24 protein-coding genes are annotated in these 23,015 nt (G+C 56.2%); 11 read left to right on the top strand and 13 right to left on the bottom strand.

Translation table 11 applies throughout. The features are described 5' to 3' along the window. The first annotated feature begins 3 nt into the window (after nt 1–3). Nucleotides 4–909, top strand: coding sequence for a DMT family transporter (locus tag K1718_RS06350; RefSeq protein WP_265683134.1), 906 nt, complete (start codon nt 4–6; stop codon nt 907–909). A 73-nt stretch (nt 910–982) separates the two neighbouring features. On the opposite strand, the gene K1718_RS06345 is transcribed toward K1718_RS06350, so the two are convergent. The 9 genes from K1718_RS06345 to K1718_RS06305 all read right to left on the bottom strand — a co-directional run bounded on the left by K1718_RS06345 (nt 983) and on the right by K1718_RS06305 (nt 9,620). Continuing rightward, nucleotides 983–1,111 carry a hypothetical protein gene (locus K1718_RS06345; RefSeq protein WP_256366677.1) on the bottom strand — a complete coding sequence of 43 codons (129 nt, stop codon included), beginning with the start codon at nt 1,109–1,111 and terminating at the stop codon, nt 983–985. Beyond that, on the bottom strand, nt 1,108–2,475 hold the full coding sequence (locus tag K1718_RS06340; RefSeq protein WP_265683132.1) for a c-type cytochrome: 1,368 nt from the start codon (nt 2,473–2,475) through the stop codon (nt 1,108–1,110). The genes K1718_RS06345 and K1718_RS06340 overlap by 4 nt, the downstream gene beginning before the upstream one ends. Before the next feature lie 13 nt (nt 2,476–2,488). Further along, a complete protein-coding gene (locus tag K1718_RS06335; RefSeq protein ID WP_265683129.1) occupies nt 2,489–3,694 on the bottom strand; it encodes a formate dehydrogenase subunit gamma in 1,206 nt (401 codons plus the stop codon). A 133-nt stretch (nt 3,695–3,827) separates the two neighbouring features. Next, complete coding sequence (gene fdh3B, locus K1718_RS06330) at nt 3,828–4,433, bottom strand: formate dehydrogenase FDH3 subunit beta (protein WP_152500131.1); 606 nt, start codon at nt 4,431–4,433, stop codon at nt 3,828–3,830. A 12-nt stretch (nt 4,434–4,445) separates the two neighbouring features. Beyond that, nucleotides 4,446–7,337, bottom strand: coding sequence for a formate dehydrogenase subunit alpha (locus tag K1718_RS06325; protein WP_152500130.1), 2,892 nt, complete (start codon nt 7,335–7,337; stop codon nt 4,446–4,448). 104 nt (nt 7,338–7,441) lie between these two features. Further along, nucleotides 7,442–7,642: a twin-arginine translocation pathway signal protein gene (locus K1718_RS06320; RefSeq protein ID WP_265683126.1), complete on the bottom strand. Its 201-nt coding sequence runs from the start codon at nt 7,640–7,642 to the stop codon at nt 7,442–7,444. A gap of 57 nt (nt 7,643–7,699) precedes the next feature. Continuing rightward, nucleotides 7,700–8,308: a TorD/DmsD family molecular chaperone gene (locus tag K1718_RS06315; protein WP_265683124.1), complete on the bottom strand. Its 609-nt coding sequence runs from the start codon at nt 8,306–8,308 to the stop codon at nt 7,700–7,702. Nucleotides 8,309–8,373: 65 nt separating this feature from the next. Continuing rightward, nucleotides 8,374–9,054: a DUF3306 domain-containing protein gene (locus K1718_RS06310; RefSeq protein ID WP_152500127.1), complete on the bottom strand. Its 681-nt coding sequence runs from the start codon at nt 9,052–9,054 to the stop codon at nt 8,374–8,376. Beyond that, a complete protein-coding gene (locus tag K1718_RS06305) occupies nt 9,051–9,620 on the bottom strand; it encodes a DUF3305 domain-containing protein (protein ID WP_265683122.1) in 570 nt (189 codons plus the stop codon). The genes K1718_RS06310 and K1718_RS06305 overlap by 4 nt, the downstream gene beginning before the upstream one ends. A gap of 151 nt (nt 9,621–9,771) precedes the next feature. On the opposite strand from K1718_RS06305, the gene K1718_RS06300 reads away from it, so the two are divergent. Next, complete coding sequence (locus tag K1718_RS06300) at nt 9,772–11,790, top strand: 4Fe-4S binding protein (protein ID WP_265683121.1); 2,019 nt, start codon at nt 9,772–9,774, stop codon at nt 11,788–11,790. Between the two features lie 16 nt (nt 11,791–11,806). On the opposite strand, the gene K1718_RS06295 is transcribed toward K1718_RS06300, so the two are convergent. Next, nucleotides 11,807–12,568, bottom strand: a complete 762-nt coding sequence (locus K1718_RS06295) for a c-type cytochrome (RefSeq protein WP_265683120.1) — start codon at nt 12,566–12,568, stop codon at nt 11,807–11,809. 92 nt (nt 12,569–12,660) lie between these two features. Between K1718_RS06295 and K1718_RS06290 the strand changes: the two genes are divergently transcribed. From K1718_RS06290 to ppk2, 5 genes are all read left to right on the top strand, one after another. After that, the gene (locus K1718_RS06290; protein WP_152500125.1) at nt 12,661–12,849 is read left to right on the top strand and encodes a DUF6494 family protein; all 189 of its coding nucleotides are present in this window, start codon (nt 12,661–12,663) and stop codon (nt 12,847–12,849) included. Between the two features lie 7 nt (nt 12,850–12,856). Next, nucleotides 12,857–13,948 carry an Mrp/NBP35 family ATP-binding protein gene (locus tag K1718_RS06285; protein ID WP_265683116.1) on the top strand — a complete coding sequence of 364 codons (1,092 nt, stop codon included), beginning with the start codon at nt 12,857–12,859 and terminating at the stop codon, nt 13,946–13,948. Beyond that, nucleotides 13,945–14,646: a biotin/lipoate--protein ligase family protein gene (locus K1718_RS06280; RefSeq protein ID WP_265683113.1), complete on the top strand. Its 702-nt coding sequence runs from the start codon at nt 13,945–13,947 to the stop codon at nt 14,644–14,646. Before K1718_RS06285 ends, K1718_RS06280 begins: the two co-directional genes overlap by 4 nt. Before the next feature lie 3 nt (nt 14,647–14,649). Beyond that, complete coding sequence (locus K1718_RS06275) at nt 14,650–15,126, top strand: DUF6505 family protein (protein WP_152500122.1); 477 nt, start codon at nt 14,650–14,652, stop codon at nt 15,124–15,126. Between the two features lie 255 nt (nt 15,127–15,381). After that, a complete protein-coding gene (gene ppk2 / locus K1718_RS06270) occupies nt 15,382–16,458 on the top strand; it encodes a polyphosphate kinase 2 (protein WP_265683112.1) in 1,077 nt (358 codons plus the stop codon). Nucleotides 16,459–16,645: 187 nt separating this feature from the next. Here the strand turns inward: ppk2 and K1718_RS06265 are convergent, their stop codons facing one another. Further along, nucleotides 16,646–17,524 (bottom strand): PhzF family phenazine biosynthesis protein, encoded by an 879-nt coding sequence (locus K1718_RS06265; RefSeq protein WP_265683109.1) that lies wholly within the window; start codon nt 17,522–17,524, stop codon nt 16,646–16,648. A gap of 232 nt (nt 17,525–17,756) precedes the next feature. On the opposite strand from K1718_RS06265, the gene K1718_RS06260 reads away from it, so the two are divergent. Beyond that, entirely contained in the window at nt 17,757–18,269 is a 513-nt protein-coding gene (locus K1718_RS06260; RefSeq protein ID WP_265683107.1) for a hypothetical protein, read from the top strand. Between the two features lie 90 nt (nt 18,270–18,359). On the opposite strand, the gene K1718_RS06255 is transcribed toward K1718_RS06260, so the two are convergent. Continuing rightward, nucleotides 18,360–18,935 carry a TetR/AcrR family transcriptional regulator gene (locus tag K1718_RS06255; protein WP_265683105.1) on the bottom strand — a complete coding sequence of 192 codons (576 nt, stop codon included), beginning with the start codon at nt 18,933–18,935 and terminating at the stop codon, nt 18,360–18,362. Nucleotides 18,936–19,022: 87 nt separating this feature from the next. Between K1718_RS06255 and K1718_RS06250 the strand changes: the two genes are divergently transcribed. Both K1718_RS06250 and K1718_RS06245 read left to right on the top strand, forming a co-directional pair. After that, complete coding sequence (locus K1718_RS06250; RefSeq protein ID WP_265683104.1) at nt 19,023–20,129, top strand: NmrA family NAD(P)-binding protein; 1,107 nt, start codon at nt 19,023–19,025, stop codon at nt 20,127–20,129. A 25-nt stretch (nt 20,130–20,154) separates the two neighbouring features. Further along, nucleotides 20,155–20,694 carry a carbonic anhydrase gene (locus tag K1718_RS06245; RefSeq protein ID WP_265683102.1) on the top strand — a complete coding sequence of 180 codons (540 nt, stop codon included), beginning with the start codon at nt 20,155–20,157 and terminating at the stop codon, nt 20,692–20,694. 28 nt (nt 20,695–20,722) lie between these two features. On the opposite strand, the gene K1718_RS06240 is transcribed toward K1718_RS06245, so the two are convergent. Beyond that, the gene (locus K1718_RS06240) at nt 20,723–21,796 is read right to left on the bottom strand and encodes an alpha/beta hydrolase family protein (RefSeq protein ID WP_265683100.1); all 1,074 of its coding nucleotides are present in this window, start codon (nt 21,794–21,796) and stop codon (nt 20,723–20,725) included. Nucleotides 21,797–21,930: 134 nt separating this feature from the next. Between K1718_RS06240 and K1718_RS06235 the strand changes: the two genes are divergently transcribed. Then, a complete protein-coding gene (locus K1718_RS06235) occupies nt 21,931–22,950 on the top strand; it encodes a helix-turn-helix domain-containing protein (RefSeq protein ID WP_265683098.1) in 1,020 nt (339 codons plus the stop codon). The last annotated feature ends 65 nt before the right edge of the window (nt 22,951–23,015 follow it).

Raw genomic sequence — 23,015 nt, 5'->3', positions numbered from 1 at the left:
TCCATGAAACAGACAATGACGCCGCGCCTCTGGGCGGTGTTGCTGCTCACGGCTGCACTCTTTGGGTCTTCGTTTTTATTCATCAAGCTCACGGTGGAAAGCATTCCGCCCATCACGCTTGCGGCCGGACGAGCAAGCCTTGCGGCACTGGCTGTCTATTTTTTCATGAGGCTGTCCGGTGAACGCATGCCATCTCCAGGGAAAGCCTGGCAGCCAATTATCGTGCTCGGTGTCCTGACCGCCATCATTCCCTATATCGCTATTGCATATGGCCAAACCCATATTGCCAGCAGTCTGGGCGGAATTCTGTTTGCAACAATCCCGGTCTTCAGCGTTCTGATCGCCCCGACCTTTCTGCCGGAAGAGCACTTGACGAAAAGTCGCCTTTTCGGCGTCGCGCTTGGATTTGCAGGTGTGGTTCTAGCCATCGGACCCAGTGCCTTTTCACATCTGGACACACAGTTGGCTGGTGCCGGCGTCACTGTCCTGGCTGCCCTCAGCTATGCGACAGGAAACATATTTGCCCGGGCGAATGGCAAACTCCAACCCGTTGTTCTGGCAAGCGGACAGTTGATCGTCGCAGCTTTGGTCCTGACCCCGCTCAGCATGATCTTCGACCGTCCCTGGGCCTTGTCTCCCGGTCCGTCGCAACTGGGCACCCTGATAGTCGTTGCCTTGTTCAACACCGCCGTGCCCGTCATGCTGATGTTCTGGCTGATCCGGAACGCAGGTGCATCAAATGCGTCTCTGCTCGCGTTCTTCATGCCTGTGGCATCCGTACTGCTCGGTGTTTTTGTTCTTGCTGAAGGTCTGTCCTGGACGACAGGTATCGGGTTTGCGCTGATCGTTCTTGGCGCGGTCCTGGTTACGGGGAGTCTAAGCCTACGTCGGTCGTTTCAGCGCGCATAACCGGGTGTCAGGCCACGCAGAAGGACCAGATCGGCGTTGTGTCCTTTCAGCGAAGCCGAGCTGGAAGACATTCCTAATTGCCTAAACGTACGGATGAGCCTGTTGCCTGTTGAGCGCTGGAATAGCCCATTCGATCCAGGGTCAGGCTTGCTCCAACTGCAATCACTGCGGTTGCAACAAATGCCAGCAGCATTGCCTTCATTGGTCTTCTCCTTCAGAAGTGGCCCTTTTGAGGTAGTCGATCAGATCACTCCGGTCTTCCCGCCGTACAATTCGTTGCATCGGCATCTTGGAGCCTGGAATATAGTGGTCTGGCCCGTCCAGGAACAGTTGATCGATAGTCTTTTCTGACCAGACAATATCAGACCCGGTCAGGGTTTCAGAGTATGAGTAGCCAGGCAATGTGCCTGCCTGACGGCCAAACACATTATAAAGGGTCGGCCCCGCCTTGCGTTCGCCCTCCGCTCCAAGCGCATGGCAAATGGAACACTTGCGCGCGAATTGACGCTCACCGTTGGACATTTCTTCCGGCTTTTTTAGGAAATCAGGCGTTTTGGACGCCATCGGTTCCGCCGAAGACAGATCCGCTAAAGGCCAAGAGTAAACGATATTTTCAATGCCGCCAGCATGCAGCACGTCGCCGCTCCTGGAAAAGGCCAATGCCCAGATTGGGCCTTTCAGAGCCGCTCTGAAATCCGTCTCTATTGCCCAGGATCTCGTATCAACAACGGTGATGTATCCATGGCCGTCTCCCGTCGCAAGCTTTGTACCGTCATGGCTGAGATCAATCGCCAGAATGGGCCTGCGCTCAAACGAGAAATCTCGCAGTCGTTCACCGGTTTCGATGTCGACGATCCGGGTTACCCCGTCCTGAGTCCCGTAGGCAAGCCAGGTTTCCCTACCGTTCGTTTCGCCTCCGACAGCAAACACATTGATACCGAAACCATTGCGGTCGATGACCCGTGCTTCCTGTCTTTTCTCAAGATCCCAAAGTTTTATGGAACCATCGACAGACGCCGAATATAGCCTTTTGCCATCGGCAGAAAATGCGACTGCGTTTACACCCGACGCATGACCGTTCAAATAAACCGGCTCACCGCCATCTACGGGCCAGAGACCAATGCGGGTGTCCCAACTGGCACTGGCCACGAACTTCTTGTCCGGAGAAACGGCGAGCCCCATGATCTTGGCCGTATGCCCTTCCAGACGTCTGGACGAGCCATCTTCGATGTTCCAAAGCAGGAGATCGTTGTCGTCACCTGCTGAAACCGCGGTCTTGCCATCAACAAATGCAACGACTTTCACCGCCGCTTCATGGCCGTCCAGCCAGCGTGGTTCACGTTTGGACCAAACCGCAACGGAATTGTCGAAACTTGCTGTCGCGACAGTTCCCGTTTCTTCCGAAACCGCGATGTCCATCACCGGTCCGCCATGTCCCTTCAGGGTTTCGAATTCGGCGGCACTGGCCGCGCCTGCTGCCAGCAAGACAAGCAGCCCAAAAGCGCTCTGCAAAAAGGCAGGTTGGCAGAGCTTCACTTTCGGCACGGTTGATTGACAGCCAGACATCCCGCTCTGAGGCCTATTCCGCGGGAACCGCGTTCTTGGCTTCAGCGGTCTTTTCCGCGTCTTCAACTTCCTGAACCCAAAGTCCGTGGTGTTCGCGGGCCCACTGCAATTCGACTTCGCCCGACCCCATGGCGTCGTATGCGCCTTCCATGCCGACGGATCCGATGTAGATATGTGCAAGGATCATCGCCATCATCAGGAACGCGACAATGGCATGCCACAGTTGCGCGAACTGCATTTCCTCATGCGGGGCAAGCGCCGTCGGCAGAACACCGAGGCCGACAAGCTGCGGCAATCCAGTCGCATTAAGGATCTCAAAAGTCTTGGCGAACATCGGAAATTCAAATGGGAACAGCAGTGAGATCCCCGAAGCCGATATGGAGGCACCAAGGACAATCACCCCCCAGAAGATCATCTTCTGGCCGAAATTGAACTTCTTGGCTGGCGGATGAACACCCTTTTTCAGCAGTCCCCCGCCAACGGCGATCCATTTGAGGTCCGTCTTATTGGGAATGTTGTGCACCACCCACATCACGAACACCATCACGAGCCCAAGCATGAAGGCCCAGGCAACGTTGTTGTGGATCCATTTTGAGGCAAGCGCGACAGGTGCGTAAGCTTCCTTGCCGATCAAAGGAATAACCGCAAAGCGACCGAACAATGTTATCAGCCCGGTGATCGCCAGCAGTATGAACGATCCTGCAAGGAGCCAATGCCCAAAACGTTCAATCGCCTTGAAACGCGTGATCGTCTGACCGGTCTTTTCGCCATCGATGCGGATACGACCTCGTAAGAGATAGAAGAGACCCAGCAACAAAACGGTAGCGCCCAGAAGATACGAGCCATAAGTGGCCAGTGGCCCTTCACGGAAAGCCAGCCAACGCATTCCGCCGTCCTGCATCAGGACGGTTGCTTCCTCGCCACCTGACGACACCTTGATATCCGCGGACCCATACCTGAGGGCGCGCCAGAGTTCTGGATCGGACACACCGCCAAGTGTGCCGAGCTGCGAGGAGATACCAGCTGCAGTATCTGGATCTCCGGTCGCGTTGCGCCTGAAATCGCTGTCGATTTTCTCGCCGCGTTGCCGTTTCAGAATGTCTTCCAGAGTTTGCGCACCGCCGGTCGCGCTGCGGTCTGCAGGTGGTTGCTGGTCTTGTGCAACACCCGGCGAAAGGAGCCCGAAAAGAACCACGAATGCCAGCACCAGGCGTTTCATAACCATCCTCACACGTTCCATCACTGAAGACAGACAGGGCGGCACAGTTGCCGCCCCAGTCCAACTTTTTCATGTCGATCGCAATGGCTCACCTGCCCCGCCAGTTCAGGCCGGCAGGCGATACCAAAATCGATCAACCGCCTTGCCGACCGTAAGCGCTGCCCCAGCCCCAGGCACCGGAGCCGAAACCACGTGCGACAACGCGCTCGCGGTAGATGGCGGAAACGACATCGCCGTCGCCTGCCAACAACGCTTTGGTGGAACACATTTCCGCGCAGAGCGGCAGCTTGCCTTCCGCAATACGGTTGCTGCCGTATTTTGAGAATTCTGCGGTTGAATGTGTTTCTTCTGGTCCACCAGCACAGAAGGTGCACTTGTCCATCTTGCCGCGCGATCCGAAATTGCCCGCTTGCGGGAATTGCGGTGCACCGAAGGGACAGGCGTAGAAGCAATAGCCGCAGCCAATGCAAAGGTCCTTCGAGTGCAGGACCACACCTTCTTCATTCTGGTAGAAACAGTCGACCGGGCACACCGCCATGCAGGGCGCGTCCGAGCAGTGCATGCAGGCGACCGAGATCGACCTTTCGCCGGGCTTGCCATCATTGATGGTCACAACGCGGCGGCGGTTGATACCCCAGGGCACCTCATGCTCATTCTTACAGGCAGTCACACAGGCATTGCACTCAATGCAACGCTCAGCGTCACAAAGGAACTTAGCCCTCGCTTGTCCAAGTGGCATTACATATCCTCCTTACGCTGCCGAGATCTTGCAGAGTGTGGCTTTGGTCTCCTGCATCTGGGTCACTGAATCGTAGCCGTAGGTTTGAGCCGTGTTCGTGCTCTCGCCAAGGACATACGGGTCTGCACCCTTCGGATACTTGGAGCGTTGATCTTCGCCCTGGAAATGGCCACCGAAGTGGAACGGCATGAAGGCAACGCCCTCACCGACCCTTTCAGTCACCATGGCCATGACTTTGACCTTGCCACCCTCCGGACCTTCAACCCAGACCTGCGCACCGTCACGCACCCCGAGATTGTTGGCATCTCGCGGATTGATTTCGACGAACATGTCCTGTTGCAGCTCGGCGAGCCACGGGTTCGAACGGGTTTCGTCACCGCCACCTTCGTATTCCACCAGTCGGCCGGACGTCAGGACAATTGGATAGTCCTTGGAGAAGTCCTGCTTCTGGATGGACGCATAAAGCGTCGGCAGGCGGTAGAATTTCCGGTCCTCATAGGTCGGATAATCTGCCACCAGATCCCTGCGGTTCGTGTAGAGCGGCTCGCGATGGAGCGGCACCGGATCCGGGAACGTCCAGACGACCGCACGGGCCTTGGCGTTACCGAACGGAGCACAGCCATGCTTGATAGCCACCCGCTGAATACCGCCGGACAGGTCGGTTTTCCAGTTGGTCTTCGGACCGGCAACACCTTCGATCGACGCACGTTCTTCGTCGGTCAGATCGCCGTCCCACCCGAGGTCCATGAGCATCTGCATCGTGAACTCGGGATAACCGTCCTGGATTTCCGCACCCGGATTGGAAACACCGTCAGCGAGCAGATTGTCGCCGTCCCGCTCCACGCCGAAGCGCGCACGGAAGCACAGTCCGCCTTCTGCGACAGGCTTGGACATGTCGTAGAGGTTTGGTGTGCCCGGATGTTTCATGTCCGCGGTACCCCAGCACGGCCACGGCATACCGTAGTATTCGCCGTCATTCGGGCCGCCGACTGCCTGAAGCGTCGTCCGGTCGAATGTGTGCTGGTTTGCCATGTGCGACTTGATGCGCTCTGGCGACTGGCCGGTATAGCCGATTGTCCAAAGACCGCCGTTGAATTCGCGGGTGATGCTCTCGACGTTCGGTGTTTCCGGATCATCCATTTCGATGTTCCGGAAGAGCCGGTCGCCCCAGCCGAACTTGTTCGCGAACTTTGCCATGATCACTTCGTCAGGCAGGCTCTCGAACAGAGGATCGACTACCTTGTCACGCCACTGCAGCGAGCGGTTTGACGCGGTCACGGACCCACGGGTTTCGAACTGGGTACAGGCCGGCAGAAGATAGACGCCGTCCGTGCGGTCATGCAGCACGGCTGAAACAGTCGGATAGGGGTCGATCACGACCAGCGTATCCAGTTGTTCCATGGCCTTCTTCATTTCGACCATACGGGTCTGGGAGTTCGGGGCATGCCCCCAAAGCACCATGGCCCGAACCGCATTGGGCTGGTCGGTATTCGCCGGATCCTCCAGCACACCGTCAATCCAGCGGCTGACCGGAATACCCGTCAGGTTCATGAGGTTCTTTTCTTTGCCATCGGCACCTGTCGTGGTGGCAAATTGGCCTTTCAGCCAATCGAGATCCTCACCCCAGACGCGGGACCAGTGACCCCATGCGCCTGCGCTCAGCCCGTAGTAACCGGGCAACGTATGGCTGAGAACGCCGAGGTCGGTCGCACCCTGAACGTTGTCGTGGCCGCGGAAGATGTTGGTTCCACCACCGCTAGTGCCCATGTTGCCAAGAGCAAGCTGTAACACGCAGTAAGCGCGCGTATTGTTGTTGCCGTTGGTGTGCTGCGTACCACCCATGCACCAGATCACGGTGCCCGGACGGTTGTTGGCAAGCGTTCTGGCCACTCGTTTCAGCTGGCTTCCAGGTGTGCCCGTCACACGCTCGACTTCGTCGGGCGTCCATTTAGCAACCTCTTCACGGATCTGGTCCATGCCCCACACGCGGGTGCGGATGAACTCTTTGTCTTCCCAGCCATTGTCGAAGATGTGCCACAAAATGCCCCAGACGAGGGCAACGTCCGTCCCCGGACGGAAGCGCACAAATTCGTCGGCATGAGCCGCCGTACGGGTAAAGCGCGGATCGCAAACGATCACCGGCGCATTGTTCTGTTCCTTGGCGCGCAGGACGTGCAACAGCGAGACCGGATGGGCCTCCGCAGGGTTGCCGCCGATAATGAAGATCGCCTTGGAATTATGGATGTCGTTGTAGCTGTTGGTCATGGCGCCGTAGCCCCATGTGTTCGCTACGCCGGCAACCGTGGTCGAGTGACAGATACGGGCCTGGTGGTCGACATTGTTGGTGCCCCAGTAGGCCGCGAATTTGCGGAACAGATAAGCCTGTTCGTTGTTGTGCTTGGCTGATCCCAGCCAATAAACACTGTCCGGTCCGCTTTCGTCGCGGATTTTCATCATCTGGTCGCCGATCTCGTTGATCGCCTCATCCCAGCTGATGCGCTTCCACTCTCCGCCTTCCTTTTTCATAGGATATTTAAGACGGCGCTCTCCGTGAGCGTGTTCGCGAACCGCAGCTCCCTTGGCGCAATGGGCGCCGAGATTGAACGGGCTGTCCCAACCCGGCTCTTGGCCGGTCCAGACACCGTTCTTCACTTCGGCAATCACGGTGCAACCGACTGAACAGTGGGTGCAAACCGATTTCACCAAATTGACGGCTTCATCAGAAGATTGCGCCTGAGCTTTGGTAACAGTTCCGCCTGTGGCGGTAATAGCGGCCAAGCCGCCTGCGGCGATACCGGAGCCTTTGAGGAAGGTTCTGCGGTCTACCGATTTATGTGCAGCGTCTCTGAGGATACTTGCACCTTGGGGGCGTCGCGCAACCCCATTGGTCTTTTTCCTAAGCATTTTGCCCTACCTTGCTTGTATCGGAATCGATACGGCTGGGTGTGTCAGTGAACCGGCCATCGGGCGTCACGCAACCATCGGCCGGGTGTATTCACAGGGTCCAGTTAGAACCGGGCGCTGTCAAAGTAGGCGCGGGTATGCGCCGTGTCCTGCATCTTTTCAGATGTGAGATCAGGTTCTGCAGCCTCAGCCGTCCCCACAGCAGTGGTCGCAGCCACAGCAACAGGCGCTGAAATGGCAGCAAGTTTCAAGAAGTCCCGGCGGCCGGCCTCATCTTTGGGCTCCACCTGTTCGGGTCGTTTCATTGTTGCAATCCTCCTCTCCTTGCAGCGGCTCCGCCGCCTAAATTGACAACATGAAGTCTAGTTGGGCAGCATGCCGAAGGCCTCGGCTTCAATCTCCATGAATTGCCGCCCGAGAGATCCAACAGCACCGTAGAAGACAGAGCTGGCGGATGTTTCAAGATCGGTGAAAAAGTGGATCGCCCATGGTTCGACATGAGCGCTGAAGAATTCTTTCTGTTCAGACACGGATGTCACCTGGCCGAACCGGCCCATGATCATACCGGCCATCATCTCCATGAGAGATGCGATATTGTCTTCCGGCTCACTCTTGTCTTCCGCGCGCTTGATGCCACGCTTGGCCATATCGGCGCGCAGGTTGGCAAGCGGCTTTTCGTTCAAGAAACCGGTGAGATAGTGGCTCGCATAGGGCAACAATTCTCCGCGGCCGAGACCGATGAATAGGATGTTGTACTCGCGCTCCGCTGTCTCGGCGGAGGTCACGCCAGCAATTTTGGCAAGAGTATTGAGTGTTTCACCAACGGGTGTGTCGTCACCCTTTAAACCGGCGACCTGGGCCAGGAGGGAGGCGTCAGCAGGCGTGGCCAGCAAGAGCCCTATGAAATCGTATAGTTCTGCGCGTGCCCGATCCTCCGGATCGATCACGTATTCCTTGACCACAGCGGACATCCGCAAGGTTCCTCCCTCGTGCGCGTCGCAATCAATCTACATAACTCAAGTCTTCGACTTTAGTATTAGGTATAGTCGAACCGCATTTTCCGCCTCGTTATTCGAGGTTCTTCTTGCGACTCACCTGCACCTGTTTCTTGCAAATCAAGAGAGACAACGCTTTCCTCTCCAGATTGGACGACGGAGTCACCTTGCGTCAATTGAAAAGATGTTTTTCCGTCATGTAAATAATCGTTTTGCGTCGCGATATTTTCTTCGCACTGCAACTCCGACTGAGCGTCCTCGACCAACTCCGCCTGCTCGCCATCGGCAACTTCCGTGGCTTCCGTTTCCGTCTCGGCAAGTTCCGCGAACTTATCGAACATGCCCTTACCAACTTGATAAACCGTTTGGAGGTTTTCGACGACAGTCGCAGCGTCGGTAAAATCTTCCCCATAGTCGACAAGGCCATCAATATTGGCCAGAACCGGGTTCAACGTCCACAATCTGCGCAAGGCGCGCCGCCGCAATCGCTCTGGCACGGCTGCTGAAAGAAATTTCGAGAAGTCGTCATTTTCAGCAAGATCATCTGGATTGGGAAGACCGAGTTCTTCCAGAATTTCTTCGTCGGACTTTTCTTCAAGTGCTGCACGCACCTCTGCCTGCTGAGCAGCCTCAAGATCTTCGCGCTCTGCCGCCTCTGCAGCTTTTACAGCAGCCTTTCGCCGGGACCAGAAGTCGGAACCACCATCGTCCTGCTGGCTCATTGCAGCGTGTCCTTCGGTTTTCTCAAAGGCGCACGGTAAACGTCACTCAGCTGACGTATGCGCGGGTCGCCCACGCCATCTTCCTGCAAATCGATTCGTTTTTTGTCACGTTTGCGTTTGATGAATATCTCTTCCTCGTGGTGGATCTTGACGAAGTCCCGGATCCAGGCCACCAGCCCTTCAGGCATTGGGAGCTTTTCCACCATGACTTCGCTGGAATCCGCGTAGTCTTGCCCCTCGTATGCAGAGGCGGTGACGAGCATGACATCGAGAGGCACATCTCTCTCAACCTCGTCGGCAGGACGCAGAACCACATAAACAGAAGGCACCTTGTCGGACAGCGCGGTCAGGTAGGCTTCCGTATCAGCGCGATGCAATTCCAGTGGAAGCGTTGCGGCATGGTATTCAACCGCCTCGCCCTCTTGTCTGAGCACTTTCCAATCGGCAGGCCCTGCACCGGGCAACAGCGACACAGGTCGCCAAGACCACTTTTGCCAACGAGTAACGCCGGGCAATCGTCTTACAACGACCCCGACAGGCATTGTCTGAGTTTTCTCCGCGGTCACGAGCGGCGGTCCTCCCACACCCCGGCTTTGAATCCGGCTGTTTTGTTTTCCTCTTTAAGCTGCAGCAATGCGAACAAATTTCAAGCCCGGCAGAAGTCGAACTTGACGTACGCCGAAACGCGCCCTTGTTATGGTACGTGGAGAGCTTGAGATGCCGCATGCGAAGATGGCAGCAGGCGATCCCTGGGGAGAGGACGCGCAGACAATGACGGAACCGAGGCTGCTGCTGTGCGATTGTCTGAAGAGTCAGACAATCGATGCAGAGCGGATTGAACAGGCGACAGGCATTTCCTGTTCGAAAGTTTACACCGAACTTTGCCGGAAAGAGGCAGCCATCGCGGAGGACGCGCTTCAAAAGGGGGGCGTTCTGATCGCGTGTCAGCAGGAACGCACAGCTTTTGAAGAACTTGCTGCCGACATAGAAGCTGAAGACCCCGGTTTCATAGACATTAGAGACCGGGCCGGTTGGACCAACGACACCCGGAACGCCTCGGCCAAGATGGCGGCCCTGGTTGCAGAAGCATTGATCCCATCCCGCGGTGACAAGGTGATGGATGTCACGTCTGAGGGCACCTGCCTGATTTTTGGCGAATCAGAAGCTGCCCTGAGCGCTGCCGAACAGCTTTGCGAAATATTGAGCGTCACCGTGTTGCTGGCCCCTGAAGCTGAAACACCGATGACCGATGACCGGCGATTCGACATCGTACGCGGTCGCATCAACACCGTCACCGGAGCACTGGGCCAATTCAATCTGTCCTTTGACGCCTTGCAGGAACGTATCCCGGGGGGACGCGGACCGATGACATTCAGCGAGCCTCGCTCGGGAGGCAGGACACAATGCGATGTCGTACTGGATCTCAGCAGAAATGCGCCAATGGTGCCAGCCCCCGAGAAGCGCGAAGGATACTTGCGCGCCGACCCCGGCAATACCGGCGCAATGACGAAAGCCATACTCGAAGCGTCCCAGCTGACTGGAACGTTTGAGAAGCCGATATTCGTCAAATTGAACGAACAATTATGTGCACACTCGCGGGCAGAAAAGACCGGATGCACCCGGTGCCTCGATCTGTGCCCGACCGGGGCGATCACACCAGCCGGCGATCATGTTGCCGTTGACGCCTTGATCTGTGCCGGATGTGGCAGCTGTTCGTCGGTCTGCCCCTCGGGTGCCATCTCATATGATGCCCCATCGGCTGACTTTACCTTCAAACGTGTCCAGACGCTTGCTGCGACGTGGCGCAAGCTTGAAGACACGGAACCTCGTCTTCTTGTGCACGATGCCGGACACGGGGCGGAGCTCATTCGTATGAGCGCTCGGTATGGGTCCGGCCTTCCTGCCGATGTTTTGCCCCTGGAAGTGGATGCTTTGGCAAGCTTTGGGCATGCTGAAATTCTGAGCGCGCTCGGCAGCGGCTTTGCCGGGGTCACCATACTGCTGTCACCGACCACCGAGACCGACGGCATTCCGTTCCAGTTAGACCTTGCCAAAACGATCGGTGATCCAGAAAGAATCAAGGTCATCGAGCCACGGGACCCGGACCAGTTGGACGAAGCACTCGGACAGGCGGACACTGAAGCTCTTCAAATTCAGCCAATCCTACCGATCGGGTCCAGACGACAAGTCACCCGCTTGTCGGCAAAAGCGCTCAATCCGGACGAAAAAATGATTGAGCTGCCGGCGGGCGCACCCTATGGCGCGGTTCAACTGAATGTGGACAGCTGCACCTTGTGCCTATCCTGCGTTTCGCTGTGTCCGTCTGGTGCGTTGAAGGAGAACCCGGACCAGCCTCAGCTGCGCTTTCAGGAAGATGCCTGCCTGCAATGCGGCATCTGCGTGAATATCTGCCCGGAGAGCGCCTTGACGCTCGATCCCCGTTTGAACTTGACCGACGACGCTCTCAGACCGCATGTGTTGAAGGAAGAGGAACCGTTCAACTGCGTGGAATGCGGCAAACCTTTCGGCGTTCGCTCAACGGTTGAACGATTGACGGAAAAGCTCGCCGGAAAGCACTCGATGTTCCAGAACGAAAAGGCTGCCCGCCTGATCCAGATGTGCGACGATTGCCGTGTCAATTCGGTGTATCACTCCGAAAACAACCCATTTGCCCATGGCGAACGGACACCGGTACGCACCACGGACGACTACATAAGCAAGCGGCGCGACCATTGAGGCCTGACAGTCAAACTCACTGGTACTGGATAGGTGCGCCGAGATCAGCTGGAGGGATCTGGGTCACGAAGGCCAGGATCGCTTCCAGGTCGGTGAGCGACAATTCGACCGGCACCATTGGCGGCGGCCTGGCTTCGTCAAACGGTTCGGTCACTCCGTCGATGATGGTGAAAGAAGGGTGCGGATTGAGCGCGAAAAACGCCTCAAAACGGGCTTGCCAGTCGGCGAAGCTGCGCATGACTGCAAAGGATGGCGACGAACCGATTGTCGACAGCCTTGTGGCTTCATTGACCATGTGGCAGCGCCCGCAATGGATCACAGCCAATTTTTCGCCTTGCACAATGTCACCGGTCACTTCAATGGGCCCGGTATCCTCGACCTCTGCAACCGCCGCCACAAAAATGGCCCCGCTTTCCGCCTTGAATGTTTCGATAGTTCTGCGACCGACGTCGCTGGAGAGCCAATCGGTAAAGCGCGCCACCAGATCATTGTCTGAAACTTGCGCTTCCAGAAACCACGTTTCGCCTAGACCGGAAAAGACCGGACGGCCGATGTTCTCGGTCGACAGGTGCACTTCAGCTTCTGAACCCACCGCAACAAGCTCGATTCGGATGCTGTTCTTCAGCGAAAAGCGCGGGAGCAGGTGTTTCAGAAAACCGCTCGCGACAAGGGTATCCGGAACCGACATGCGGAATGACCGGGACTGGGCCTCACCCTGGTTCTTCCCCGTCAGAAGAACCAGAACACAGGACAGCACAATTAAGATACGGCAGCACACGCGCTCCTCCTTCACGCCGCTGGCTAATGCCCCAAGGTTAGGTGCGAAATCTGCTGCCCGTCAATCCACTCACGATTGCGGAGGAGAATAAGATGAGCGACGATTTCAACATGTCGATGAGAAAATTCCTGAAACAGGTCGGTGTGACCTCGCAGCAGGCTATTGAAAAAGCCGTTCGCGAGGCCGATTCCTCCGACGGAAAGACTTTCAAGGTCAAAGCCGTTGTGACAATAGAAGAACTTGGCATGGAACATGTCGTGACCGGTGAGATCGAGGGGTAACCGAAACGTGCCTTTGACACGCGAAACCGTTCTGGCCGCCCTCGGGACAGTCAAGGACCCGGCAAGTGGCGAAGCTATCGCAGCTTCAGGCATGATACGCTCCCTTCAGGTGCGTGACGCCTCGGTCCGGCTTGTCTTGGAGATCGACCCGAAACGCTTGCCGGAAATGGAAAAGCTCGAGGCGCATGCCAGTCAGGTGCTGAAGGCGCTGGAAGGGTGCGACGACGTCCAGATTGTCATGACGTCCCATTCCGAACAGCCGGAGCCCAAACAGGATCCGCAGGAACCCAAACCGATCAAACCCATTCCGCAGGTACCTGGCACTTCAGGGCCGCAAAGGGTTCCAGGCATTGACAGGGTGATCGCGATCGCGTCCGGAAAGGGCGGCGTCGGCAAATCGACCGTCGCTGCAAACCTTGCCTGTGCGCTTGCAGCTGAAGGACGCAAGGTTGGACTGCTGGATGCGGATGTCTATGGTCCCTCGCAACCAAAGATGCTCGGCATCTCCGGACGACCGACGTCACCTGACGGCCAGATGATCCTGCCGCTCCGCAATCACGGAGTTACCCTGATTTCCATCGGGCTGATGACTTCCGGTGATAAGGCCGTTGTCTGGCGTGGTCCAATGCTGATGGGCGCACTTCAGCAAATGATGTCACAAGTTCAATGGGGTGCATTGGATGTCCTGATCGTCGATTTGCCGCCTGGCACCGGCGATGTTCAGATGACCCTCAGCCAGAAGTTCATTGTCGATGGCGCCATCATTGTCTCCACGCCTCAGGACGTGGCACTGCTGGATGCCCGCAAAGGCATCGACATGTTTCAGCAGATGAATGTGCCGATCGTCGGAATGATCGAAAACATGTCGACTCATATCTGCTCCAAATGCGGTCACGAAGAGCACGTGTTCGGTCATGGCGGCGTCGCCGCAGAGGCAGAAAAGCTGGGCGTCCCGCTTCTGGCCGAAGTACCTTTGCACTTGAACATTCGCCTTGCCGGAGACGGTGGCACACCGCTTGCCGTCAAGACGCCGGACGCGCCTGAAGCTTCCGTGTTCCGGCAGCTGGCAAAAACTTTGGTTGAGGGAGGCAACGCGTGAGCGAAGTTCAGCTGCCCCCCTTGTTTCAGGGCGAGGCCGTTCCGGGCGCTATCGATCCCTTTGAACGCGCAACTGCCCTGGCCGTTGCCGGCACCGATGCAGGAACTGTTGTTTACAACCTCTCCGGCACTGTCTTTAAGGCAAGTCTGATCTTCACACCTGAAATGCCGCTGGAGCCGGCCATGACTGCACTGCCGGTTTGCGGCCTCGGACTTCAGGCAGCCCTTGGAGCATTGGCCCCCCCGGAGGTCGCCGTTCACCTGCAATGGGATGGCGGCATCAGGGTGAATGGCGCCATATGCGGGCGATTCCGGGTCAAGGCGTCCACGACACAGCCAACCGAAGAACCCGACTGGCTTGTTGTCGGACTGGAACTCAACATGTCGAGTTCCGACGGGAACCCGGGAGAAGCGCCCGACAGGACGTATCTGACCGAAGAAGGCTGTGCGGAAATCACCGCGACCGATCTCCTGGAGGCCTGGGTTCGCCATACGCTTTACTGGATCAATCGTTGGCTGGAAGATGGTCCACGGCCGGTTCACACCGATTGGCGTGCCCTTGCACAGAATATGGGCGAGCAGATCGACGTCGATGGCCAATCCGGAACATTTGTCGGCGTCGACGAACATTTCGGTTTGCTGCTTCGCGTCGATGAGGACACAAAACTGATCCCGCTCTCAAGTCGGCTGGAGACCTGAACCATGAAACTTGCCCGTGCCATTCATCTCGATGACAGTGACCGCAATGTTTTCTTTTCACCCGCACGAACAGGTGAATGGTGTCTGTCGGGAGGGTTTGAATTTTCAGACTGGACCGAAGCTGACCTGTCCGGCAAAGCCCGTCAGGCATTTTCAAATGGCTGGCTCGGCCTAGAAACCTTCGGACGGGTCACCTTTGTGGCCATCACGCCTATTGAAGACACTGAGTTCGCCAGTCTCGCTGACGGGCTGGCCCAGCATTTTGTCGATGTTTATGGGGCCCCTTCCGTAGAGGCAGCAAGAGGCGTGGCGACAGAAGAGCTGACCTATATGGCTGAACTCTGTGAAGAGCATCCTGAAAACACACTCATTGCAGTGCAGCGAGAGCTGACAGACGGCGGTGTCAGAGAGAGCTTTCGAACCATTGAAGCCCCCGCTGCAGAACTGGATATGGTCGCCATGCACGGAGATATGGAGTAAGCCCGGGCCAAACAAAGCCGGTCTGGAATATCTGTTTCGTAGTGAAATTCAGACGTGGCAAGAGTGTTCCGCGCTAGGACCCACAGCCCGAGCGCGGCAAACATCCCCCTAGTAAATTCTAAACAAAAACTTAATTCAAAAAGAAATTTACCTAATACGAATTGGCAAGCACTGCGTCACTTCTGAGTTGATTGGCATCAATGCTTGTCGCGATCTTCCGTGTTACCACCTCGCCATTCAGATGAGGAGACACACGTGACAGATACGCAGACAAAGAAAACCACCCCAAAAAACGGCGCTGCACAACCCGCCAAACCAACCGCCACAAAGGCAGCAAGCAAAAGCAAACCGCGCCAGCCTCCAGTCACTCCAAGCACACAACCCGCAGCCAACTCCAAAGCCACGTCCACGGGCTCGGCCCTACGTCATCACCTTGCTGAAATGCGTCATAACTCCGAGGCGATCTCTCACGTCTTTGAAACAGGGGAATACCCCTATGCCACAAAGATGCGGCGGGCCGCCTATGAGAAGCGCAAGGCGAAACTCCAGGCTGAGCTTTTGAAGGCGCAGAAATGGATCCAGGAAACGGGTCAACGCGTGGTGATCTTGTTCGAAGGCCGCGATGCCGCAGGCAAGGGAGGCACGATCAAGCGCTTTACCGAACACCTGAACCCGCGTGGTGCAAGTGTTGTCGCTCTGCAAAAGCCAACTGAAAGTGAAATGAGCCAGTGGTATTTCCAGCGCTACATCGAGCACCTGCCGACGGCCGGTCAGATGATCTTGTTCGACAGGTCCTGGTACAACCGCGCCGGCGTGGAAAGAGTGATGGGATTTTGCTCCCCGTCTCAGTATCTGGAATTCATGCGCCAATGCCCGGAAATAGAGCGCATGTTCGTCCGTGACGGTATTCTTCTCTACAAATACTGGTTCTCGGTGACCCAGACCGAACAGCGTCGCCGCTTCAACCAGCGGAAGACCGACCCGCTGAAACAATGGAAACTGTCGCCGATCGACATGGCGTCCCTCGACAAATGGGACGACTACACGGAAGCAAAAGAGGCAATGTTCTTCTACACAGACACTGCTGATGCGCCGTGGTCCATCGTCAAATCCGATGACAAGAAACGCGCAAGGCTCAACTGCATGGAGCACTTTCTGAATTCGCTTCCCTATCCGGACAAGGACAGACGGATCGTTGGCGAACCGGATCCGCTCATTGTGGGTTCAAGCCAGCACGTGATCGGTAAGGACACTCATATTCTCGGCAAAACGCTTCACCCGGAGCTAAAGGACAAGCGTGTCGTTGATGGATCGGAACTCACCGTCCTATGAAGCCATAAACTGCCGATAGCAGAGCCGGATAAGGTGCGCTGAAGGAAGTTCTGGCCAAGCAGATCGGCGACGACCGCACCAAAGAACCGGCTCTGAAGCAACTGCGTCTGAAGCTGCAACTTGAAAGGTCCACGAAGAGGAAAAATTGCCTTTGTGGGCCTTTAAAGTCTGCTTTGACAAACCCCTGTCAAAGGACGACGTCACCGGTCATTCGCAGCGCTGCATAGCCTCCAACACTGACATCGGTAATCTCACCGTTTGAAGTGTTCAGCACTGTGCGGACAATGCTCGGCCTCCCCATTTCAACACCTTGTTCTGCAACGACAACTGCTTGACCAGATGCCCCCGGTGTCAGGTACCTGGAGCGCACCAGTTCACAAGCAAGAGCACTGTTTGTCGTGCCGCTGGCTGCTTCCTCCGGATCCCCGACCCCATGGCAAAGGTCTCTCAAGCGAAGTTTTGCCTTCCCAAGTCCCTTATAGGTGGAGCACCAAACCCCGATAGTGTCGATGGCAAAATCCCGGCAGAAGCCACGCAGCGCGGCGTCGTCGGGACGAATGCTTGCAAGGGTTTCCAGGTCTTCAAGTTGCACAAAGACATGACGCAGCGCGGTCGACGCGGTGGAAACACGTTTGAGTGCGTCAGCTTCCAGACCCAAATTTGCAGCAAGGTCGCCTGAGCCAACTTCGCACAGATCAAATTTCGGCAATGGCTGACGCATCGTTACGAAGCCGTCTGAGGCGACGTCGACAACAATACCACCTGCCGAAGTCTGTTGAATGTAGGTGTCAGGCTCTATCCTTTTATCATCGCGCAGGGCCGCAAAAACTGCGAGCGTCACATGTCCGCACATATCTATTTCCGACCATGTGGAATGAAACCTGGTCTGAAACTCTTTGTCTGAAACCTTGCGTACAAATCCGGTCGTGGGAGCACCCAGGTCACTTGCAATTCTCTGGCGGGCATCGGGCCAAAGCGGCTCGTCTTCAAATACCACTGCCCCGATATTTCCTCCCCGCTCATCGGCGGCGAAGGCGGCATATAGACGGACGGGCAGCTTGTCCATGAACCAAGACTTCCGGGCTACAGGTTTGGCTTTGAAAATATGTGCATCATCAGCGTTGAGGTGAAATCCCAACCCGGTCAACTGCTCTGACGAAATTGAAGCGGATATCCGCAGGTAAACTTCCACTCACAAACTCGTCACGGAACAGGCGTTCTATTTTATTTCAATGTTACCGGCAGCATTCCCAAGTAACGAGTGCACCGAAATTCACAGTCTGGAAAGAGAACGCAACATGACGACCATCACTTCAGAAAGGAACCTGTCAGCATCCTTGCCGGCAATCAATTTCAACACACTCGGCCTGATGTTCATCTCTGGCTTTTTTGCAACTGTAGCCTTTGACCTTTGGGGCCAGGTGATCAGCCCTGCCCTTGGGTTTGCAAAGCTGTCACCCCATGGTCTGGCGCAAAGCCTTCTTGGCAGTCTCGGTCTGCCCAATACCGCTTTTGCTGGCTACTTTGTGCATTTTTACATTGTCGGCCTGATTGGTTACCCGATTGGCTGGATGTTCATTTTCGCACCGCTTTGGCAGCGCGTTGTCGGAGATACACACTGGTTCGTTCCGTCCGCGATTTACGGTTTCGGCCTTTGGGTGTTTGCGATTGGCGGCATCACATCGCTCGCAGGATTGCCGTTCTTCCTGAACTTCAGCGGCATCGTCTGGGTCGCGCTGATCGGCCACGTGCTTTATGGCATCGTCATGGTTGCCATGCTCAAGCTGGTCGAAGGTCAGCAGAACCGCTGACAAAGCTAAACTCTGACAATCTCCAGAAGCTTCGGGCGTGCCTTCGGGCGCGCCTGCTTCTTTTTTGGGCTCTGCAATTGCCGGAGGTTTTCAATTAGCCGGCCAGCTTGACCGAAAAATATCGACACCCTTTGAACCGGCATCCAGGATCGCATCAGCGGAAGCATCGGTGTCGGCAAGACGTGCAAGGGTCACTGTCCCAAGCATGAGGGCAAGCATGGCAATGCCCTCAGACTGATCCTCACCTTCCTTCAACAGAGCTGCAACACGTTCTACAGCGTTAAACCCTTCGTGCCGCGCATCACTCGCTCCCCGCGACAAATCCCCTGCCAGCGCTGCCAGCGGGCAACCTTCACCACGGTTCTTGACGTGGCATTGTGACAGGTAAGTCTCAATGTAGCTGTCCCGCGTCGCCTGAAGCTGGGCCTTTGACGACGCACTTTCCATCTCCGCGAGCACATTGTCGACCGCGTTTTTGAAAGCTGCTGCGACAAGTTCATCCTTTGAGCTGAAGTGCCTGTAAAAACCGCCATGCGTGAGACCAGCTGCCTTCATCACGTCGGCGACACTTGTGGTTTCCGTTCCTTGTTCGCGAAACAGATATGCCGCCGCATCCAATATCCTTTTGTGAGATTTGCGCTTTTCGGCTTCTGTCATTCTCGGCATGAGGGCAGTTCTTTCCTGGGCTTGACAATTTAGATTTTAGTTATCATCTATATTTATAGATTACAATTATCATCTAAAAGGTTACCCATGCCCCTCAAACCCAAGATCCTCGTCACAAGCGCAGGAGGAAAAACCGGACTGCCTGTCACCTTGCAGCTGCTTGAAAAGGGATTTCCGGTCCGCGCCCTTTTAAGAAGACGCGACGGGCGCGCTGAAATGCTGGAACGCGCAGGCGCGGAAATATTCGTCGGCAACCAGTATGCCCTTTCAGACATGCGAACCGCCATGGAGGGCGTTAACCGAGCCTATCAATGCGCCCCGACAGCGCCTAACGGTCTGCACTTCAATGCGGTCTTCACGGTGGCTGCCAATGAGGCAAAGCTCGAACACGTTGTCACGCTTGGTCAGTGGCTGACATCGGTTGATCACCCATCCCTCTTCACAAGAGAGGTCTACCTGTCTGATGCGATGGTGCGCCTGCTCGGGAGCACCAGTGTAACATCCGTTAATCCGGGCTGGTTCGCAGACAACTATCTGATGGTCATCGACATGGCTGCTCACCTTGGCGTCTTCACCATGCCACTTGGCGAAGGTGGAAAGAAGAAGAACGCAGCACCATCGAATGAAGACATTGCCAGCGTTGTTGTCGGCTCCCTTGCCGACCCTGAAACCCATGCAGGCAAATCCTATCGCCCCACAGGTCCTGCACTCCTGTCCCCTGACGAAATTGCGCTCGCCATGGGTAAAGCCCTCGGACGACGAGTTACCTACAAAAACATTTCCGAAAAGATGATGACCAAGGCGCTCCGGGCTTTACCGCCTTCCAACTATTCGGAGGCGGCCGTCTCCCAACTGGCAATTTATGCTGAAGAATATCGACGCGGCAGTTTCGCTGTGAACGCACCGACCAATGATGTGCAGCTGGTTGGGGGCCGAGATCCAGAACAGTTTGAAAGCATTGCCCGGCGGCTGGTCGCATCCCGCCCTGAGCTACGGCGAAGCGTGAGCGGCACCGCACGCGCAATGGCAGGATTTCTGAAAATTGCACTGACCCCGGCTCTTGACCTCAATCGCATTCAGTCAGCCCGCGACTATGTGCAGATCGCAACACCCAGGTTCAGCCAGGACACGCCGGAGTGGCTCCAAACCCACGCTGCCCAACAGAAAATAGCAAACCAGGCACGTGTTGCCTGACCGCCAGACGAACAAAGGAAACACCATGTCTGAGAATTCCGTTCTTTATGAACGTAATCGTCTGTTCGCCGAAGACTTCGCAGCTTCGGAATTGCCCGTTCTTCCGAAACTCAACACTCTGGTCCTGACCTGTATCGACGCGCGCGTTGATCCTGCTCATGTGCTCGGCCTGGAACTCGGTGATGCCGTCGTTCTGCGGAACAATGGCGGACGGGTCACGCGATCCGTAATCGAAGAGATCGCAGCGCTGTCCATGATGGTGGCCGAACTCACACAAGACGAGACGCCAGCTTTCAATGTCGTCTTGATGCAGCATACGCAATGCGGTGCTCAGAACTTTGCCAACCCCGACTTTCAGGACGCCTTGAAAGACAAACTCGGCATCGACGTTTCGAGCTATGCTATCACTGACCAGCCAACGGACCTGCAGACCGACATCGTCCGACTGCGGGATGCTCCCGAAATTCCGGGAACACTAGTCGTGTCCGCGCTGCTTTATGATGTGAAATCAGGTCGTGCGACAGAGATAGCAAGCCCTGCAAAACTTTCCGACTTGCGGGCCTGAAATCATCTGAAAAGCTCGTCGACCGGCCTCACTTGACCTTAGAAAAACTGCTTCGAAAGAGGTCCACGATTGTTTGCTCAAGCTCCTCGTGAAGCGCAGCGCGTGAGCGGCTCCCTTCGTCTGAGCACAATGGGTCAGCTTCGCCAATCGCCTTCATGAAGGCTTTGGCACCTTGTCTGCAGACAGGAAGAAAACTGAAATGGACTGCGTTCTCGATATGGGTGAGCGAGCCGTGGGAAACGCGTGAGGCCAAAGTGTCGGATCTGACGGCAATCGGAACGGTTTCGTGCGCGCCAAGATTGACAAAGTGAAGCGCCGACTGAACATCTTCAAGACTTTCCAGGTTGAACGCGGTGGCCAGGGCGGGGTCTACGGCGACCACCGTTTGAAGCCTGGCATCAAGATTTGACTGCTCAAAACGCGCCAGGTCGACATTCCGCAAGTCATATGGTTCGACCTGAACCTCTGTCTGGTCGACATATGCCCTTCCCCCGGCGAACCAGCGGCAATCCGGCATGTCAGGATAGGTGTCGCAATAGCGGACATAATCGTCAAGCCGCGCTCTTGCGCCAGCCAGCTGCAGAACCGCGGCACCACCGAGAGAAAATCCGAGGGCGCCAATTTTGTCAGGATCGATGACGGACCGGAATTTCGGTTCGGCGAGCAGAGCGCTCAATACCGTGGAGAGATCGTCAGTACGCTCCCAAAGTTTTGGCGTATCCTCCGGCGTGGAATCACCACTGGTCGTTCCCGGATGATTGGGCCCGGCAACAACGAACCCTGCATCGGCAAGTGCGGTCGCGATCCAAGCCATTTTTTGGACTGTCGCGCCAGAGCCGTGGGACAGCAGGATTATCGGATGGTCGCCACCAGCAACTGGTGCATCGGCAAATGCCGGGGTTCCTTCGAAGATCCTGTCTTCGCCGACCGGTACGGCCTCTCCACCGGCAACTGCAGGGTACCAGACGAAAACGGCGAGGTCCTTGTTTCGCGCCTCGGAGTGAATTCGAATTTCCTTGAAACCAACACCCTCCGGAGTGGCTCCAGCCGCGCTCAATGTGGTCGTCAACGCCAGGGAAAAGACAAGTGAAAGAAGTCGCATGATCGGCCTCACAGTTCATTGGATCAATGGCTTCACACTTGCTAAGTAGGATCGCAAAATCGTCCTGTTTCGCGATTCAGTCATTCCGAAATCGTGAAAAAGGACTCACGCTACCGCTTCTTCGGTGATCCGCTGTGCTGTTCGTCCCCCTACCTTTTGTGAATGCGCTATTGCTTGCGCTTGTGTTTGTGATGCTTCGCCGAAGTAACGATCACGCAACAACGCGTGCATTCCTGTTGCTCATCGCCTTGTGCTGCCTGCAATCGATCGTTCTGGGACTGCGCTGGGGTTATCAGCTAGACGCGCTTCGTTTCGTACAGCCCATTCTGGCAGCAGTACTGCCACCACTCACTTATGAGAGCTTTCGCAGTCTACGCGATCGACTGAAACCAGGTGCAATGCGTCTTGCATCTGTGCCCCTGGCAGCCTTCGTCGCAGTCTGCTTGCTGTTGTTTGCTCCCCAATTCATCGACAGCTTTCTGCTCTTTCTCGTTCTTGCTTACGCGCTTGCCTTGGCGATTTTGGCCCGGACCGGACCGGACGGTCTGGAACTGGCCCGACTTGACAGCGCCGCCCTTGCCAATCGGGCGGTCTGGTGGGCGGCAGCCTGCCTGTTGGCATCAGCTGGCTTTGACTTGCTCATCTTGTTGGATTTCGAGCGTTCCGGCGGTTCAAATGCCGCCATGCTGGTCAGCAACGCCAACATCATTGGTTTGCTCATTATCGGATTGGCTGCCCTTGCCGCGGGCAAAACGCAGACACTTCCAGATGAAGACGTTGAAAAGTCCACACCGGCACCCACAGATGCTGATGCGGAGATTGTTTCTCGTATCGACACAATGATGCGTGAGAAGCGCCTCTACCGCGATGAAAACCTGAACCTGTCCAGGCTTGCCCGATCGGCAGGCCTGCGCTCCCGCCAGGTTTCGCAGGCGATCAACAGGGTCCGTGGCAAGAACGTCTCGCGCTATGTCAACGACTTCCGCATCAACGAAGTCTGCCGGTTGCTGCGTCAGGACAACCTCACTGTGACGGAAGCAATGTTCAGATCCGGATTTTCAACCAAATCGAATTTCAATCGCGAATTCCTGCGCGCGACCGGCATGACCCCGGATGCCTGGCGTAAGTCAGACGATTGGCACAAGAGGAATTGATGTCGCTGGCTTGCAACGTAAGGTCAAAAAAAGCGCGCCAGCATCCGGCGCGCTTTTTGGATGCG

This window comes from Roseibium porphyridii, from assembly GCF_026191725.2.
Classification (GTDB): Bacteria; Pseudomonadota; Alphaproteobacteria; order Rhizobiales; family Stappiaceae; genus Roseibium; species Roseibium porphyridii.
The sequence above is the reverse complement of the archived record's forward strand: the minus strand, read 5'-3'. Positions and strand labels throughout refer to the sequence as shown.

Coding starts and splice junctions, on each gene's coding strand:
- K1718_RS06335 (WP_265683129.1), bottom strand. CDS start 3,694: ATGAAACGCCTGGTGCTGGCATTCGTGGTTCTTTTCGGGCTCCTTTCG.
- K1718_RS06320 (WP_265683126.1), bottom strand. CDS start 7,642: ATGAAACGACCCGAACAGGTGGAGCCCAAAGATGAGGCCGGCCGCCGG.
- K1718_RS06240 (WP_265683100.1), bottom strand. CDS start 21,796: ATGCGACTTCTTTCACTTGTCTTTTCCCTGGCGTTGACGACCACATTG.
- K1718_RS06310 (WP_152500127.1), bottom strand. CDS start 9,054: ATGAGCCAGCAGGACGATGGTGGTTCCGACTTCTGGTCCCGGCGAAAG.
- K1718_RS06245 (WP_265683102.1), top strand. CDS start 20,155: ATGTCTGAGAATTCCGTTCTTTATGAACGTAATCGTCTGTTCGCCGAA.
- K1718_RS06275 (WP_152500122.1), top strand. CDS start 14,650: ATGAAACTTGCCCGTGCCATTCATCTCGATGACAGTGACCGCAATGTT.
- fdh3B (WP_152500131.1), bottom strand. CDS start 4,433: ATGCCACTTGGACAAGCGAGGGCTAAGTTCCTTTGTGACGCTGAGCGT.
- K1718_RS06250 (WP_265683104.1), top strand. CDS start 19,023: ATGCCCCTCAAACCCAAGATCCTCGTCACAAGCGCAGGAGGAAAAACC.
- K1718_RS06290 (WP_152500125.1), top strand. CDS start 12,661: ATGAGCGACGATTTCAACATGTCGATGAGAAAATTCCTGAAACAGGTC.
- K1718_RS06315 (WP_265683124.1), bottom strand. CDS start 8,308: ATGTCCGCTGTGGTCAAGGAATACGTGATCGATCCGGAGGATCGGGCA.
- K1718_RS06300 (WP_265683121.1), top strand. CDS start 9,772: ATGCCGCATGCGAAGATGGCAGCAGGCGATCCCTGGGGAGAGGACGCG.
- K1718_RS06345 (WP_256366677.1), bottom strand. CDS start 1,111: ATGAAGGCAATGCTGCTGGCATTTGTTGCAACCGCAGTGATTGCAGTT.
- K1718_RS06340 (WP_265683132.1), bottom strand. CDS start 2,475: ATGTCTGGCTGTCAATCAACCGTGCCGAAAGTGAAGCTCTGCCAACCT.
- K1718_RS06260 (WP_265683107.1), top strand. CDS start 17,757: ATGACGACCATCACTTCAGAAAGGAACCTGTCAGCATCCTTGCCGGCA.
- K1718_RS06325 (WP_152500130.1), bottom strand. CDS start 7,337: ATGCTTAGGAAAAAGACCAATGGGGTTGCGCGACGCCCCCAAGGTGCA.
- K1718_RS06255 (WP_265683105.1), bottom strand. CDS start 18,935: ATGCCGAGAATGACAGAAGCCGAAAAGCGCAAATCTCACAAAAGGATA.
- K1718_RS06350 (WP_265683134.1), top strand. CDS start 4: ATGAAACAGACAATGACGCCGCGCCTCTGGGCGGTGTTGCTGCTCACG.
- K1718_RS06265 (WP_265683109.1), bottom strand. CDS start 17,524: ATGGACAAGCTGCCCGTCCGTCTATATGCCGCCTTCGCCGCCGATGAG.